General features: G+C 53.0%; 13 protein-coding genes. 3 read left to right on the plus strand and 10 right to left on the minus strand.

What is annotated here, in order from left to right; genetic code table 11:
• Window positions 1-58: 58 nt before the first annotated feature.
• Together G9Q38_RS12800 and G9Q38_RS12805 are read right to left on the minus strand one after the other, a co-directional pair.
• The gene (locus G9Q38_RS12800; protein ID WP_119516551.1) at window positions 59-979 is read right to left on the minus strand and encodes a polyprenyl synthetase family protein; all 921 of its coding nucleotides are present in this window, start codon (window positions 977-979) and stop codon (window positions 59-61) included.
• Window positions 976-1,260, minus strand: coding sequence for an exodeoxyribonuclease VII small subunit (locus tag G9Q38_RS12805; RefSeq protein ID WP_166131660.1), 285 nt, complete (start codon window positions 1,258-1,260; stop codon window positions 976-978). The genes G9Q38_RS12800 and G9Q38_RS12805 overlap by 4 nt, the downstream gene beginning before the upstream one ends.
• Before the next feature lie 231 nt (window positions 1,261-1,491).
• Between G9Q38_RS12805 and G9Q38_RS12810 the strand changes: the two genes are divergently transcribed.
• On the plus strand, window positions 1,492-2,634 hold the full coding sequence (locus G9Q38_RS12810; RefSeq protein WP_166131663.1) for an aromatic ring-hydroxylating oxygenase subunit alpha: 1,143 nt from the start codon (window positions 1,492-1,494) through the stop codon (window positions 2,632-2,634).
• 15 nt (window positions 2,635-2,649) lie between these two features.
• Here the strand turns inward: G9Q38_RS12810 and G9Q38_RS12815 are convergent, their stop codons facing one another.
• Both G9Q38_RS12815 and G9Q38_RS12820 read right to left on the minus strand, forming a co-directional pair.
• Window positions 2,650-3,510: a sulfurtransferase gene (locus tag G9Q38_RS12815; RefSeq protein ID WP_166131667.1), complete on the minus strand. Its 861-nt coding sequence runs from the start codon at window positions 3,508-3,510 to the stop codon at window positions 2,650-2,652.
• An 11-nt stretch (window positions 3,511-3,521) separates the two neighbouring features.
• Window positions 3,522-4,406 carry a DMT family transporter gene (locus tag G9Q38_RS12820; RefSeq protein ID WP_166131670.1) on the minus strand — a complete coding sequence of 295 codons (885 nt, stop codon included), beginning with the start codon at window positions 4,404-4,406 and terminating at the stop codon, window positions 3,522-3,524.
• Window positions 4,407-4,580: 174 nt separating this feature from the next.
• On the opposite strand from G9Q38_RS12820, the gene htpX reads away from it, so the two are divergent.
• On the plus strand, window positions 4,581-5,462 hold the full coding sequence (htpX, locus tag G9Q38_RS12825) for a protease HtpX (RefSeq protein WP_166131673.1): 882 nt from the start codon (window positions 4,581-4,583) through the stop codon (window positions 5,460-5,462).
• Window positions 5,463-5,502: 40 nt separating this feature from the next.
• On the opposite strand, the gene G9Q38_RS12830 is transcribed toward htpX, so the two are convergent.
• Window positions 5,503-6,291, minus strand: coding sequence for a dienelactone hydrolase family protein (locus G9Q38_RS12830; RefSeq protein ID WP_166131676.1), 789 nt, complete (start codon window positions 6,289-6,291; stop codon window positions 5,503-5,505).
• Window positions 6,292-6,300: 9 nt separating this feature from the next.
• Window positions 6,301-9,018 carry a DNA polymerase I gene (gene polA, locus G9Q38_RS12835; protein WP_166131679.1) on the minus strand — a complete coding sequence of 906 codons (2,718 nt, stop codon included), beginning with the start codon at window positions 9,016-9,018 and terminating at the stop codon, window positions 6,301-6,303.
• On the opposite strand from polA, the gene G9Q38_RS12840 reads away from it, so the two are divergent.
• A complete protein-coding gene (locus G9Q38_RS12840) occupies window positions 9,017-9,697 on the plus strand; it encodes an LOG family protein (RefSeq protein WP_166131682.1) in 681 nt (226 codons plus the stop codon). The two genes, polA and G9Q38_RS12840, sit on opposite strands and share 2 nt — an antisense overlap.
• Window positions 9,698-9,849: 152 nt before the next feature.
• Here G9Q38_RS12840 and typA read toward each other — a convergent pair whose 3' ends face one another.
• Genes typA through infB form a run of 4 tightly spaced genes read right to left on the minus strand, consistent with a single transcriptional unit; the run spans window position 9,850 to window position 15,941 of the window.
• Entirely contained in the window at window positions 9,850-11,676 is a 1,827-nt protein-coding gene (typA, locus tag G9Q38_RS12845; RefSeq protein WP_166131685.1) for a translational GTPase TypA, read from the minus strand.
• A gap of 4 nt (window positions 11,677-11,680) precedes the next feature.
• A complete protein-coding gene (gene truB, locus G9Q38_RS12850) occupies window positions 11,681-12,430 on the minus strand; it encodes a tRNA pseudouridine(55) synthase TruB (RefSeq protein ID WP_166131687.1) in 750 nt (249 codons plus the stop codon).
• Window positions 12,431-12,465: 35 nt separating this feature from the next.
• Entirely contained in the window at window positions 12,466-12,873 is a 408-nt protein-coding gene (rbfA, locus tag G9Q38_RS12855) for a 30S ribosome-binding factor RbfA (protein ID WP_166131690.1), read from the minus strand.
• 2 nt (window positions 12,874-12,875) lie between these two features.
• Window positions 12,876-15,941: a translation initiation factor IF-2 gene (gene infB / locus G9Q38_RS12860; protein WP_166131693.1), complete on the minus strand. Its 3,066-nt coding sequence runs from the start codon at window positions 15,939-15,941 to the stop codon at window positions 12,876-12,878.
• Window positions 15,942-15,943 lie beyond the last annotated feature (2 nt).

Consider the following 15,943-nt stretch of genomic DNA (forward strand, 5'->3'; position numbering starts at 1 on the left):
GCTTCACGCCACAGGCATAAGCCTTATTTTAGTTGACTTGCATTATTCAAGGGTTACCTTAATGCGGACGCCCCACAATGTAGTCTGCAATTTCACCCAAACGCTGGCCCGCAGACCCTAATGGTCGCAACGCCTCATGGGCGGCCTCGCACAATTGGGCCAGGAAAGCACGTGCCCCATCGACGCCCAATAAAGAGACGTACGTGGGCTTGTTAAGCGCTTGGTCCTTGCCCGCTGTTTTACCCAGCGTTTGCGTGTCAGCGGTAACATCAAGGATATCGTCGGCGACCTGAAACGCCAACCCGATCGCATCGGAATACGCTTCCAACCCTTCACGCGTGGCCGACCCCGCGCCTACCACGACGCCACCCATCAGTACACTCGCTTGCAACATGGCACCTGTTTTCATGCCATGCATGGTTTGCAGCGCAGACTGACTTAATGCCAGGCCGACACTCGCGCAATCAATTGCCTGCCCACCCGCCATGCCCTGACTGCCGGCTGCGCGCGCTAAAACGTCAATTGACTGCACCGTGAGTGCCGGCGCAACCGGCATTCGCGCCAACAACTCAAACGCCAAAGGTTGCAAAGCATCTCCGGCCAGCATTGCCGTAGCTTCGTCGAACTGACGATGCACAGTGGGCCTGCCCCGCCTTAAATCATCATTGTCCATGCACGGCAAATCGTCGTGAACCAACGAATAAGCATGAATCAGTTCGACCGAGGCGGCCGCCAGATCAAGTGCCTTGGCTTGGGCGGACGACAAGGTGGTACCTTGATGATGCGCTGATGCTTCCCCGGCTGCATACACCAATGCGGCGCGCACGCGCTTGCCTCCCCCAAGCACGGCATAGCGCATGGCATCATGCAAATGCTCAGGTTCGTCGTTTGGGTCGGGCATGGCTTCATCCAGCACATGCTCAATGCGCGACGCCATGCTCGCTAACCACTGCTCAAAAGGTAGAGTTCCGCTCGTCATAACTGACTTTCATCCGGCGTGGCGTCAGCGTCAAGCGGTTTCAATAGGTTGCCCTGTAGCACTTTGACCTGTTGTTCGGCCGCATCCAGCAAACTTTGACAGCGCTTTGCCAATGCAACGCCGCGCTCATAAGCTGCCAGCGAATGTTCCAGCGGCATGTCGCCGTCTTCCATTTTCGCAACCAGCGTCTCAAGCTGCGTCAGTGCCGTTTCAAAATCGTCGGGCAAAGGCGCTGTATCCTTTGATTTCAGGTCGGACGAGGTCTTTTGCTTTTCAGCCATTCATATATTCCAATACTTTTTGCCATTGTCGATTGTACGAAATCGCATGAAGTTCGTACGAAACGCGCTCCGAGGCCTTGTTTTATAAGATAAAAACTAGGGTACAATAATCTCTTACATTGTACTGAACGCATCGGCCAGTCCGATTTTTTTTCTTCGCACCAGTGCCCGTTACGGTCCACGCCGCCACGGGTTTTTTGTTGAACTGGTATCAACCAAGCGGGGGGAATCATGACCGATATAGGTCGTGAAGCGCAGTTCGCGCTGGCACAATCTCAATTACCCGTCGGAAACTATTTCGACGAAAAAACGTTTGAACTTGAAAAAAGTCGCATTTTTGGCAACTCCGCTATTTATGTCGGCCACGAAAAACTTGTCCCGGAACGCGGCGACTGGTATGCGCTTGCCCACGAAAAGAACGGGCGGGCACTGGTTCGGTCAGCTGCCGGCGTTGAACTCATGTCGAATATCTGCCGGCACCGACAGGCTATCATGCTGGGGTTCGACACCCAACACCCCCAGGGCCACCAGGCCAAACAGGGTAATCTCAGAGATACCGGCGGCAATATCGTTTGCCCGATTCACCGTTGGACATACAGCCAAAACGGCCAGTTGCTGGGAGCGCCGCAGTTCCCGGAAACGCCCTGCATGAACCTGCAAACGTTTCCATTGCAAAATTGCCACGGCTTACTATTCGAAGGGCCACGCGACCCGGCAGCCGACATGGCACACCTGTTTGCCCGCCCGGAATTCGACTTCTCCGACTACGTGCTTGACCGCGTTGAGGTGCATCGCTGCAACTACAATTGGAAAACCTTTATTGAAGTCTACCTGGAAGACTATCATGTCGGGCCTTTCCACCCGGGCCTCGGACGCTTTGTTACCTGCGACGACCTAAGCTGGGAATTTGGCGACTGGTACAGCCTGCAGCGAGTGGGTGTGCACAACGCACTGGCGCAACCCGGTTCGCAAACATATAAACGTTGGCACGATAATCTGCTCAGTTTCCGTGAAGGAGAAACGCCCGACTTCGGTGCAGTGTGGGTCACCTATTTCCCAACGCACATGATCGAACTCTACCCTCACGTGCTGGTGCTTTCCACCCTGCATCCGGTTAGCCCGCAAGAAACCGTGAACATTGTTGAGTTTTACTACCCCGAAGAGATCGCGGCATTCGAACGCGACTTCGTCGAAGCGCAACAGGCTGCATATATGGAAACAGCTGTTGAAGACGATGAAATTGCGGAACGCATGGATGCCGGCCGACGTGCCTTGATGGAGCGCGGGGCTAATGAAACAGGCCCGTATCAATCACCCATGGAAGATGGCATGTTGCATTTCCATGAGTGGTATCGCCGCCTGATGAAAGCTTAACTTCAATTTAACCAACTAATTACCTGTCGCAACGGGGCGAGTGCTGTCACTGCACCACTCGCTCCACGAACCGGGGTAAAGGGCAGACCCTTCTAACCCGGCAATTTCCATAGCCAACAGGTTATGGCAGGCGGTAATACCTGAACCACACTGGTGAACCACCTCGTTGGGCTTAGTACCACCCAGTACATGGATAAAAGACTCATGCAAAGCCTGAGGCGAACGGAACCGCCCTTTCTCATCCAGATTCAAGGTATTGGGACGATTCAAAGCACCGGGAATATGACCCGCTACCGGATCCATAGGCTCAACCTCCCCTCTGAAACGATTTTCCGCGCGCGCATCAAGAACCGTAAATCGCGGTGCCTGTATATTTAGCAAAACCTCATCACAACTCACCGTCGGCATGGCCGGCTGCGATATCGTTTCCATTTGTTCAGACGTTTTCCCACTTGGTTGCTTGGGCACCTCTGTACTAACTGCACCACCTTGCTCCAGCCATGCCTGCCACCCACCATCAAGCACGCTAACGGGTTGATGCCCCATCCAACGCAACATCCACCATAAATGCGCGGCAAACATACTATTGCCGCCGTCGTAAATCACAACCTGCACGTCTTTGCGGACACCGTAACTGCCCATTAATGCCGCGAATGCGTTTAAGGGCGGCAATGGATGGCGACCATTTTTACCCGTTTTGGGAGCACTTAAATCTTCTTCATGATCAAGAAAAAAAGCGCCGGGTATATGACCCGCTTCATAAGCTCGGCGCCCTGCATCGTGATCGGCCAAATCATGCCGAACATCAAATACAACAGTATTGCCGTCATCGAGCAACGATTTCAACTGATCGACATTCACCAATAGCTTATACACTTTTACCCCTTTCAAACCTTTACTGTTTTTATGCCCTGCCGGCGAAGGTGACGACTTTCCATGTACGTACGCCACGTTGAAATTAAACCCGCACCGATAATCAGCGCCATTCCGACCCAGGCAATCAAATCGGGGTAATCGCCCCAAAAAACAATACCGATAATGGCCGCAAAAATAATAGTGGTGTATTGAAGCGCTGCCGTCAACAATGCTTTGCCCATGCCAAAAGCGCGCGTCATGGCCAATTGCCCGATCAAACCCGACAAGCCCAGACCCATTAAGGCCAACCAAGCCTCCAGGCCCAGACTATTCCAACCCTGCAACCACAAGCCGACCGCACTGGAGGCGCAAACACACGACGAAAAGATCATGACAGTGCGCCATTCGGCCTCACCCGCACGCCCCAATTGCCTTACCTGCATCATGGCGATCGCACCGAGTGCGCCCGAACCCAAACCTGTCATAGCGGCTAAAAACTCGTCGTTACCAATACTGGGCCGCAACACACCCAACACACCGACAAAACCGATGCAAACTGCAACAGCGCGAAGATAGTCTCGTTTTGCGCCCCCCCAAGCCAACATCCAACCGGTAATAAAAAGCGGGGATGTGTAGTTCAAGCTGACGGCGGTGGGCAACGGCAGATGCGATAACGCATAAAAACCCAACCACATGGCGCTGACGCCCGAGATATTGCGCCGGAAATGAAGTTTCCAGCTGGATGGGCGAATCACACGTTGTGTCAGCAACGCCCAACCTAATAACAGCAGTACTGAAGGGATACCACGAAACAGAACGATTTGTGCCAGGGACGCCCCAAAATCGGCAGCAATCTTAATGCAGGCGCCCATTAAGGCAAACATGGCGCAGGCCAGAATCATCCACAAAGACTGCATTTGGCGAATTCTCTTCCCGGAAAAATTGCAAAGACAATACTATACTGCGCCTGTAAGATTATTTTTCTTCAGCTGGTTGTCAGATTTTACGTTCAATACCTTTGAATTCAATGAACCTGACCCCATATTTTGTGTCAAACTTCGCGCATTCATATCTTGCAGGAACCTCCGAGCATGAAACGTATTTTCCTTTTTCTAATGACCAATATCGCCGTTATGGTTGTGCTCAGCATCACGATGAGTATTCTGGGCGTTGGGCGCTATCTGGATGAACAAGGGCTGAACCTGACTCAGCTACTTATTTTCTCGGCATTCATTGGCTTTGGCGGCGCTTTCATTTCTTTGCTGATCAGTAAATGGATGGCGAAACGCTCCACTGGTGCCCGCGTTATCGACCCCCAAGCGCCATCCAGCCGTCAAGAAGCATGGTTGGTGGAAACCGTTCATCAACTGGCTGACCGCGCCGGTATCGGCCATCCCGAAGTCGCGATCTACGACGGGCCACCCAATGCGTTTGCCACCGGTGCGTTCCGTAACAATGCGCTGGTTGCCGTCTCGACCGGGTTGCTCAGCAGTATGACTGAAGAAGAGGTCGCCGCTGTGCTGGGGCATGAAGTAGCCCACGTCGCAAACGGTGACATGGTCACACTTACGCTGATCCAGGGCGTTGTGAATACATTTGTGGTGTTCCTGGCCCGAGTAGTGGGTTATTTCGTTGACCGCGTCATTCTTAAAAATGAACGAGGTCTGGGCCTGGGGTATTTTGGTGTCGTTATTGTGTGCGAAATCATCTTCGGCTTGCTGGCATCGATTATTGTCGCCTGGTTTTCACGTCAACGTGAGTACCGGGCCGACTCAGGCAGTGCCAAATTAATGGGAGCTCGCGAACCCATGATGAAAGCATTGGCCCGCTTGGGAGGACTGCAGCCCGGTAAACTGCCGGAATCATTTGAAGCGGCCGGCATCTCGGGCGGCGGCGGAATTAGTGCCCTGTTTTCCACCCATCCGCCTATCGAACAACGAATTCGGGCGCTGCAAAATGCGCAGTTAAGCTAACGAAAATGGGCCCCACCACCGCGTAGGGGCCCATTTTCATTTAAGCCAGATACCGTTTAAACCAATTCAACGCGCGAGACCAGGCGTCTTTGGCATCCGCTTCGTTGTAACTTGGCCGATAATCTGCGTAGAACGCATGATTCGATTCAGGATACACAATAACCTCCGACGCCTTGGCCATATCATTTCCCTTTGCCAATGCATCTTGCATCCGGTGTACGTCATCTAACGGAATACCGGCGTCTTGCCCCCCATAAAGGCCCAATACCGGCGCTTTAAGCGTGTTGGCGACATCAATAGGATTGCGCTTTTGCAACGGCCCATGACCAACCGCCAGCTTCCCATACCAGGCAACGCCCGCCTTACAACTTGCATTATGTTCAGCGTACATCCAGGTAATACGCCCGCCCCAGCAAAAACCAGTAATACCTAAACGGCTCGTATCGGCCCCTTGCTGTTTAGCCCATGCAACACTGGCATCCAAATCAGCCAAAACCTGCTCGTCGGACACTTTCGAAACAATTTCCTGAATCAATGTCGGTACGTCGGTATATTTGGAGGCATCCCCCTGACGCTCATACAGTTCAACCGCCACCGCAAAATAACCTTCTTTTGCAAAACGGCGACACACGTCTTGAATATGCTCGTGCAATCCGAACACTTCTTGCACGACCAGCAATACCGGCGCATTTTTTTGACCGGCGGGCGCTGCATAATAGGCAGAAATCTCGCCATCGAATGTTGGCATTTTGATCGCACCCTGATCAAGGCCATCGGCTGGCGTATGAATCACGGTAGGTGCTGCACCGGTAATAGGTGAAAACGACATAAATCCTCCTTAATGAGCCTGTTCCCAATTGGGGCCGACGCCTACTTCAGCCAACAACGGAACATCCAGTTTAGCGACATGACACATTAGATCCGGCAACGACTTGGTTACCGTATCCACTTCTTTTTCAGGTACTTCAAACACCAGTTCGTCATGCACCTGCATCACCATTAATGTTTCAAGCTTCTGTTCATAAATCCATTTCTGCACAGCAACCATGGCCATTTTAATGAGATCGGCAGCCGTACCTTGCATGGGTGCGTTAATGGCTGCACGCTCTGCGCCTGCGCGCCGCGGCCCTTTTGCACCTTTAATATCCGGCAACCACAAACGACGCCCGAAAACTGTTTCAACATAACCCTGCTCATGCGCCCTGGCTTTGGTGTCCTCCATATACTGAGCCACACCCGGATAACGGGCAAAGTAACGATCAATATAAGAACGGGCGGCGTCGCGCGTAATACCCAGTGCGTTGGCAAGCCCAAACTCGCCCATTCCGTATATCAACCCGAAATTAATGGCCTTGGCTGACCGTCGCTGTTCCGAAGTGACATCGCCCAGCGCCACGTTAAAAATTTCGGCTGCCGTCGCACGGTGAATATCCAACCCATCGGCAAACGCTTTTTGCAGGCTTTTGTCACCAGACACGTGCGCCATGACTCTCAGTTCAATTTGCGAGTAGTCTGCCGACACGATCTTTCCGTTTCTGGATATAAACGCAGCGCGAACGCGGCGCCCTTCCGGCGTGCGAACCGGGATATTCTGCAGATTGGGGTCGGATGATGCCAAACGCCCAGTAATGACCGCCGCCTGAGAGTAACGCGTATGCACCCGGCCAGTATCCGGGTTAATCATCTTGGGCAGTTTATCGGTGTAGGTAGATTTAAGCTTGGCCAAGCCGCGATATTCCAGAATAACCTGCGGCAAAGGGTAGTCGTGCGCCAGCCTGGTTAAAACCTCTTCGTCGGTAGAAGGGGCTCCACCCGCTGTTTTACGCACCACCGGCAGCTTCATGGTGTTGAACAGAATTTCGCCCAACTGTTTGGGGGAGTTCAAATTAAACGGTTGCCCCGCCAATTCATGTGCCTTAGCTTCGAATTCGGCCATTTTCTTGCCAATTTCCCCGCTTTGCTCACCCAGCAATTTCGCGTCGATTAGAACGCCGTTGCGCTCGATTGTCGTGAGCACAGCCGATGTTTCCACCTCCAGCGTGTAAATACGCTCAAGTTCGGAAGACGCTTTTATTTTTGGTAACAACACCTCGTGAAGCTGCCAGGTAAAGTCGGCATCTTCTGCACCATAGAACGCCGCTTTTTCAACCTCCACCTGCTCAAAGCCAATTTGCTTGGCCCCCTTGCCGCACAAATCTTCATAACTGATTCCTTTGCGCCCCAGCCAACGCTCGGCCAGTTCCTGCATATTCACACGACGATGGGATTCAAGAACATAAGCTTGCAACATGCTGTCGTGCACGATACCGGCCAGTTGAATTCCTTCATTCATAAACACATGCGCATCGTACTTCGCGTTATGCAACAACTTGGGCGCTTTGTCGTTCTCCAGCCACGGGCGTAACCGATTCATGACTTCGTCAAACGGCAGTTGATCGACCTGGTCGGGGCCGCAGTGGCGCAAAGGTATGTAGCATGCTGTGCCCGCAGCAGTTGACATCGACATACCCACCAACCGGGCGGCCATCGGGTCAAGTGACGTCGTTTCCGTATCCAGTGCTACTAACGGGGCAGACTCAATTCGCTCCAACCAGGTATCAAAACCCTTCCAGTCAAGAATCGTATCGTATTCAACGTTATCGGGCGCCGCAGGCGGATCGGCCGCCACTCGGCTATCCTGGCTCGGCACCCGCTCGTCATCCCCTGTCAGTTCGCGCAACCAGGTTCTAAAGCCGAATTCATCGTACAGCTGCACCAGTTTTTCGCGATCGGGCTCTTTCGGAACCAAATCTGAGAAATCATCAGCCAGGAATGGGATATCGCAGTCGACCTTTACAGTCAGCAATTGACGCGTCATTTCGAAGTTAGGAATCGCTTCTCGCAAATTCTTGCCGGCTACGCCTTTGATTTCGTCGGCGTTCTTCACTATTTCATCGATTGAGCCATATTGGTTGAGCCATTTGGCCGCCGTTTTGGGTCCTACTTTTTCAACACCGGGAATGTTGTCAACAGCATCTCCTGTCAGCATCAGATATTCCACGATTTGATCCGGGCGGACCCCAAACTTTTCGGTCACTCCCTGGACATCCTGCTTCCCGCCGGTCATGGTGTTAACCAGCTCTACGTGGTGATTAACCAACTGGGCCAGGTCTTTATCACCGGTCGATACAACGGTGTATACCCCTTTCTCGGTGGCGCGATGCGCCAATGTGCCAATGACATCATCGGCCTCAACCCCCGACACCGTTAACACGTGCCAGCCCATGGCTTTCACGGCTTCATGAATCGGCTCGATCTGCAAAGCCAGGTCTTCAGGCATGGAAGGCCGATGCCCTTTATACTCAGGGTAGATTTCGTCGCGAAACGTACTGCCTTTGGCATCAAAAATGCAGGCCGCGTAATCTGCCTTGTAATCCTGAGACAGCCTCCGTAACATTGATATGACACCATACAAGGCTCCGGTTGGCTGACCCTTGGCGTTTCTAAGGTCAGGCAGCGCGTGAAACGCCCGGTACAGATAACTGGAACCATCAACAAGTAACAAGGTTTTTTTCATGAGTCGTAATAAAGTCGTACGTACGCCGGTTAGCCGGCAGATTCCCGTGATTATGTCAGAGATGCAGACCGCTGCCGACACGCTTCAGGAAATTGGCTGGGGCGTAAGCGTTTTTGGCAGTGCCCGTATTAAACCAGACTCGCCATACTACGCCATGGGCGAAGCCTTGGGTACCCGGCTGGCCCAAGCCGGCCTACCCGTTATTGCAGGGGGTGGCCCGGGCATTATGGAGGCCGCAAATAAAGGGGCTTACACGTCGGGCGGACAAAGCATTGGCCTGAATATCAAACTACCCAAGGAAACCAAGAACAACGACTACCAAACGCATAGCCTGCATTTTGAGTATTTTTACTCCCGTAAAGCAACCTTTTTCATGCACAGTGCGGCGTTTATCGCTTTACCCGGCGGCTTTGGTACGCTCGATGAACTATTTGAGGTTCTTACTTTAATACAAACCGGCAAAATTCCGCACGCCCCAATTATTCTAATGGGCAGCGATTATTGGTCCGGCCTGCTGAAGTGGATCGCCAACGAACTCGAACCACGTCAGTTAATTGGTCCGAACGACCTACAACTGATGACCATGACCGACGATATCGACGAGGCCATGCATGCAATTCAGACATTCATGCAAAGCCAGGCCGATCAATTGGGATATGCCGCAATTATTCCTGAATAACTCCCCCACTCTCAACCCAAGCGGGAAGCCGACCCGAGTGTTTTCGCCAAAATGAAAAACACCCCAAAACTTGAAACGATGTTCAGTTTTTGGGGTGTGGTTCAGCTTAGTTTGGTCCGGCGTCTTTCTTCTTGCCTGCCCAATGCATTAAGTTAGCTTGTTACGGTTTCACGTGCCATGCGACGGCGCTCATGCTCTTGCAAATAGCGCTTACGCAAACGAATCGATTTCGGCGTCACCTCAACCAACTCATCGTCATCGATAAATTCAACGGCGTATTCGAGCGTAAGCTTAACAGGCGGCACCAAGTCGATATGTTCATCTTTACTGGTCGTACGAATATTGGTTAGCTTTTTTTCCTTGATGGGATTAACCACCAAATCGTTGTCCCGGCTATGAATGCCAATAACCATGCCTTCATATACTGCCTCACCCGGGCTGACGAACATACGGCCACGCTCTTGTAACTTCCAGAGCGCGTAGGCAACGGCATTACCATTATCCTGACTGATCAATACACCGTTGCGTCGTTCACCAACCCCTCCTTCACGCATGGGGCCATACTCGTCGAAATTGTGGCTCATCAAGCCGGTACCGCGGGTCAGTGTCAGAAACTCGCCCTGGAAGCCAATAAGCCCGCGAGCGGGGATGCGATATTCCAGACGCGTGCGACCGCGGCCATCCGATTGCATGTCAAGCAGATCACCCTTTCGACGCCCCAACTCTTCCATAACGCCGCCCTGGTGTCCCTCTTCAACGTCGACCGTCAGCAGCTCAAAAGGCTCCATTTTCTGCCCATCGACCTCTTTAATCAGAACCTGTGGCCGTGAAACAGCCAGCTCGTAGCCCTCGCGGCGCATGTTTTCGAGCAGAATCGTCAGGTGTAATTCACCACGGCCACGTACCTCGAACACCATATCGTCGTCGGTTGGATCCATGCGCAACGCGACATTCGATTTCAACTCCAGCTCAAGACGATCGCGCAACTGGCGGCTGGTAACGTATTTCCCCTCGCGGCCGGCCAAGGGTGAACTATTTACCATAAAGTTCATGGTTAGCGTCGGCTCATCGATGCGCAACAAAGGCAAGGGATCGGGTTGGGCGGGATCCATGACTGTACAACCAATACCGATTTCTTCAATGCCGTTAATCAGCACAATATCACCGGCCTGAGCTTCGTCAACCAATTCGCGCTCCAGACCTCGGAACTTCAGCACTTGGTTGATGCGCCCCTTGATGGGCGCACCTTCAGGGCCAAACTGAACCAGCACATCTTGAGCCGCTCTCACCCGACCACGATTAACACGGCCCACGCCGATCTTACCTACATAACTGTTGTAGTCCATCGAGATGATTTGCAACTGTAATGGGCCATCGGCATCGTCATCGCGCTCTGGAACATGCTTCAGAATCGCTTCGAACAACGGCCGCATATTGCCCTCGCGCACATCGGGTTCGAGCCCGGCATAACCCGACAGACCCGATGCATAAACAATGGGGAAATCGAGCTGCTCTTCAGTTGCGCCTAATTTGTCGAACAAGTCGAACGTGGCGTTAATAACGTGATCAATACGGGCACCGGGACGGTCGATTTTATTAACCACCACAATCGGTTTAAGACCCAATGCCAGTGCCTTACGGGTTACAAAGCGTGTTTGCGGCATCGGCCCTTCAACGGCATCAACCAGTAGCAACACACCATCGACCATCGACAGAACCCGTTCGACCTCTCCGCCGAAATCGGCGTGACCGGGGGTATCAACAATATTGATATGCGTACCTTCGTACTCCACCGCACAGTTCTTCGACAAGATCGTGATACCTCGCTCGCGCTCAATATCGCCTGAATCCATCACGCGTTCAGACACTTGCTGGTTATCACGAAAAGTACCCGACTGACGCAGTAGCTGGTCAACCAGTGTCGTCTTCCCGTGATCAACGTGGGCAATAATGGCAACATTACGCAACGCACGGCTCATAAATTCATCCTTTCTGTTTAGTGCCCGACGGCAGCAGGCCCTCGGGTAAATTTTCCGGCAATATCAACGCAGTTTGGGGCGTAGGCATCGCCTGTAAAGTATCCAAATCAACCGCATCCTGTAACTGAAACGGCCCGACGCTGGTGCGTCGTAATGCAACTAAATGAGCGCCACAACCCAACATACGCCCAATATCCTGCGCCAATGTCCGTATATACGTGCCCTTGCTGCAATGTACGTAAATGGTGGCTTGGCGCCCATCAAAAGCACGGGTTACAAGCTCTCGGATTACGACCTGACGTGGCGGACGCTCTATTTCCACCCCTTTTCGGGCGTACTCATACAGCGGACGCCCATCTTTCTTCAATGCTGAATACATTGGGGGGATTTGCGAAATTTCTCCCCGAAACGCGTCCAGTACAACCTCGAACCGGGCACGCTCAACCTCTTGAAAGTCTGATCCGGCCTGGCTAACAATATTTCCGGTCAAGTCGCCGGAGTCGGTCTCTTCACCGAACAACAACGTGGCTTCATATGCCTTATCGGCGGCAAGCATGTTGCCGGCAATTTTGGTGGCACGACCCAAACAACAAACAAGTAATCCGGTAGCAAAAGGATCCAGCGTACCAGTGTGTCCGGCTTTGCGCGCATCCAATGTACGCTTAGCCCGCTGTAAGGCGTGATTACTCGACAAACCCTGAGGTTTATCAAGCAACAATACGCCATCGAGCAACTGCCCGCGTCGGGATGCCATCGTTAATAACTCTAAAGAAAATACGACAGCCCGAATCAGGACCGTTCGTCGGGTTCGTCGGGCTCGGCCCCAGCTTCCTGGGAACGCGGCGCATTGGCCTGATCAATAAGCCGCGAGAGCGCCAGGCCCCGCGCAAGCTGATCATCATGATGAAAGTGCAATGTAGGCACAGTATGAATGTGCAACATTTTAAATAACAGCGAATGCAACCAACCGGCTTTTTCGTCGAGCACTGCTTTAGCCGCATCAGGCTCGGCACCCATCACGGTAAAATATACCTTAGCATGAGCGTAATCGGCAGACAGCTCAACGCCGGTTAGCGTAATAAGCCCCGCCCGCGATACATCAACCTCGCGTTGGATCAGAATCGCAAGATCTTTTTGTATCTGGTCGGCCAACCGCGTGTTACGGCTGGTGGCGGGTTTTGACTTGTGACGTCCCATATTTACAGCGTCCGAGCAACTTCCTTGATTTCAAATACTTCAAGCTGGTCGCCCACCTCAAGATCAATACTACTCTTCAAAGTAATACCGCAATCAAAGCCGGCTTTAACTTCTTTAACGTCGTCTTTGAAGCGACGCAAGGAATCGATTGCACCTGTCCAGATGACAACATTGTTGCGCAACAAGCGTACTTGCGCGTCGCGGCGAACGACACCATCGGTAACCATACAACCGGCAATATTGCCGACTTTGGAAATAGTAAACACTTCGCGAATGTCGACCGAGCCGATCACCTCTTCACGCTGCTCAGGGGCAAGCATGCCCGACATGGCTTTGCGAACATCGTCGATAGCGTCGTAAATGATGTTGTAGTAGCGCAAATCGATGCCGTTGTTTTCAGCCAGCTTCTTCGCACTTTGTTCCGCGCGCACATTGAAACCGATGATGACGGCATTCGAAGCGATCGCCAGGTTCACGTCACTTTCAGAGATACCACCCACAGCAGCATGCACAACCTGAACCCGAACCTCTTCGGTTGAAAGTTTAAGCAATGACTGCACCAATGCTTCCTGCGAACCTTGAACGTCGGTTTTAACGATAAGCGCTAACGTTTGGCTGCCTTCGCCCATGTTTTCAAACATGGATTCAAGCTTGGCTGCCTGTTGACGTGCCAGTTTGACATCACGGAACTTGCCCTGACGGAATAAGGCGATTTCACGTGCCTTGCGTTCATCGGCCATCGCAATCACTTCATCACCGGCGGCCGGCACTTCCGTTAAGCCCTGAATTTCAACTGGAATGGACGGGCCTGCGGTGTTTACCGGCTTACCGTTCTCATTCAACATCGCGCGAACCCGACCATAGCTGGCTCCTGCCAAAATGGAATCGCCACGGGTTAATGTGCCGCTTTGAACCAATACAGTCGCAACCGGTCCTCGGCCCTTATCGAGTCGCGCCTCAATGACGATACCCTTGGCAGGCGCCTCTATAGGTGCCTTAAGCTCAAGGATCTCCGCCTGCAATAACACATGTTCAAGCAGATCATCGATGCCTTGACCTGTTTTGGCCGACACCGGTACGAAGGGCACATCACCACCATATTCTTCCGGCACAACTTCTTCCGAAATCAGCTCTTGCTTGACACGATCTGGATTAGCTTCCGGTTTATCGATTTTGTTCACCGCAACAACCAACGGAACGCCAGCAGCCTTGGCATGATGAACAGCTTCTTTGGTTTGTGGCATCACGCCGTCGTCGGCGGCCACCACCAAAATCACAATATCAGTCGCCTTGGCGCCACGCGCACGCATAGCCGTAAATGCCTCGTGACCGGGGGTGTCAAGAAAGGTAACCATGCCACGATCTGTTTTGACACTGTATGCACCAATATGCTGCGTAATACCGCCTGCCTCACCGGAGGCCACCTTCGCGCGTCGAATGTGATCAAGCAAAGATGTTTTACCGTGGTCAACGTGACCCATCACCGTGACAACAGGTGCGCGCGGCAAGGACTCGGCCTGCACGTCCACCTCAGGCGAAACAAGGAAAGCCTCGGGATCATCGAGTTTCGCCGCAATAGCGGTGTGACCCAACTCCTCAACAACAATCATGGCCGTTTCCTGATCAAGAACCTGATTGATGGTCACCATTTGGCCCAGCTTCATAAGATGCTTGATAACCTCGGCCGCTTTAATTGCCATTTTATGTGCCAGATCGCCCACTGTGATGGTTTCAGGCACATGTATTTCACGTGCAATAAACTCAACGACTTGCGGCTCTTTGCGCTCGGGTTGAGCTTGACGGCTATTACGACCGCGACCGCCCTTGCCCGCCTTGCCGCCGGCACGCCATCCCTCACGGCCTGGCGGAGGCGCAGCAACTGCTTCGCGAGCCGCGGGCTTCTTGCGAGCACCGCCTTCTTCAACCCAACCGGCATCACCTGCACGACCTTTCTTGCCGTCGGCCGCTTTGCCGTCTTTCTTGCCTGCTTTACCTGCAGGCTTGTGCAAAGTACCGGATATGCCACCTTCGTCTTCAGGTGCCTTAAGCACTTTACGCGGACGATTTAACATTTGGCGCAGTGCTGCGGCTTCAGCTTCAGCCGCCTTACGGGCACGGTCACGTTCCTCATCGGGCGCATCGGTATCGTCTTGCGCAGCAGCGCGTTTCCCCGCGGGCGCCTTGGCCGCCACTCTCTTGGCGGCGACTTTTTTACCGGGCCCGGATGAGCCGACCTTATCATTCTCAGATTTAGCCCGGCGCTCAACCGCTTTTTGGGCCGCTTCTGTGTCCGCATCGGGCACTTCAGCAGTTGGCTCCACAGCCTCAGCCTTTGCCACCACCTCGGCTTCTTTAGCCTCGCCGGCGCTCTCTTGCTGACCTGTTTCGGTGACCTGATCGGAAACAGATGTCTCAGCCGTGTCGGCCGTCGGCTCAGTGATGTCTTTAGGTTTAGCGTCAGCTTCCTCGTCTGTACCGGCAGCAACATCGTCACGAGCGTGATCATCAGCGACAGGCTGACTGGGCAACGACTTTGCTTCGTCTACGTCCTTTTCCTGCCCTTTGGCTGCGGTAGCGTCTGCATCAGACGCTTCAGGCGTAGATGCTGCACTTTCAACAGCCGCAGAACTTGTAGCTTGCTCTTGTGACACAGGAATATCGGTTACCGGCGCCGTCGTTTGCGCATTCTGATCGTCGTCTTTCCCTACTGTCGTCGCATCAGTTTCTGAGCCGGCCACCTCGGCCGCTTTACGTGCGCTTTCAAGGTCAGTAGGTTCCCGCTTCACAAAAACCCGCTTCTTACGGACCTCAACCTGAATGGTGCGCGAACGACCGGAACTATCAGCTTGACGAATTTCTGACGTTTGACGTCTGGTAAGCGTAATTTTCTTTCCATCGCCGGCTCCTTTGGAGCGACGCAACGAATCGAGCAGTTTCGCCTTGTCTGCATCGGTGACACTATCGTCAACCGATTTCAAATCAACGCCTGCAGCGCGTAACTGCTCCAGCAGTGCGTCTGCGGGCATTTTCAGTTCAACGGCGAACTGGGCGACGGTGTTACTCGACATTC

It is taken from the genome of Pusillimonas sp. DMV24BSW_D (assembly GCF_011388195.1).
GTDB classification, from domain to species: domain Bacteria; phylum Pseudomonadota; class Gammaproteobacteria; order Burkholderiales; family Burkholderiaceae_B; genus Neopusillimonas; species Neopusillimonas aestuarii.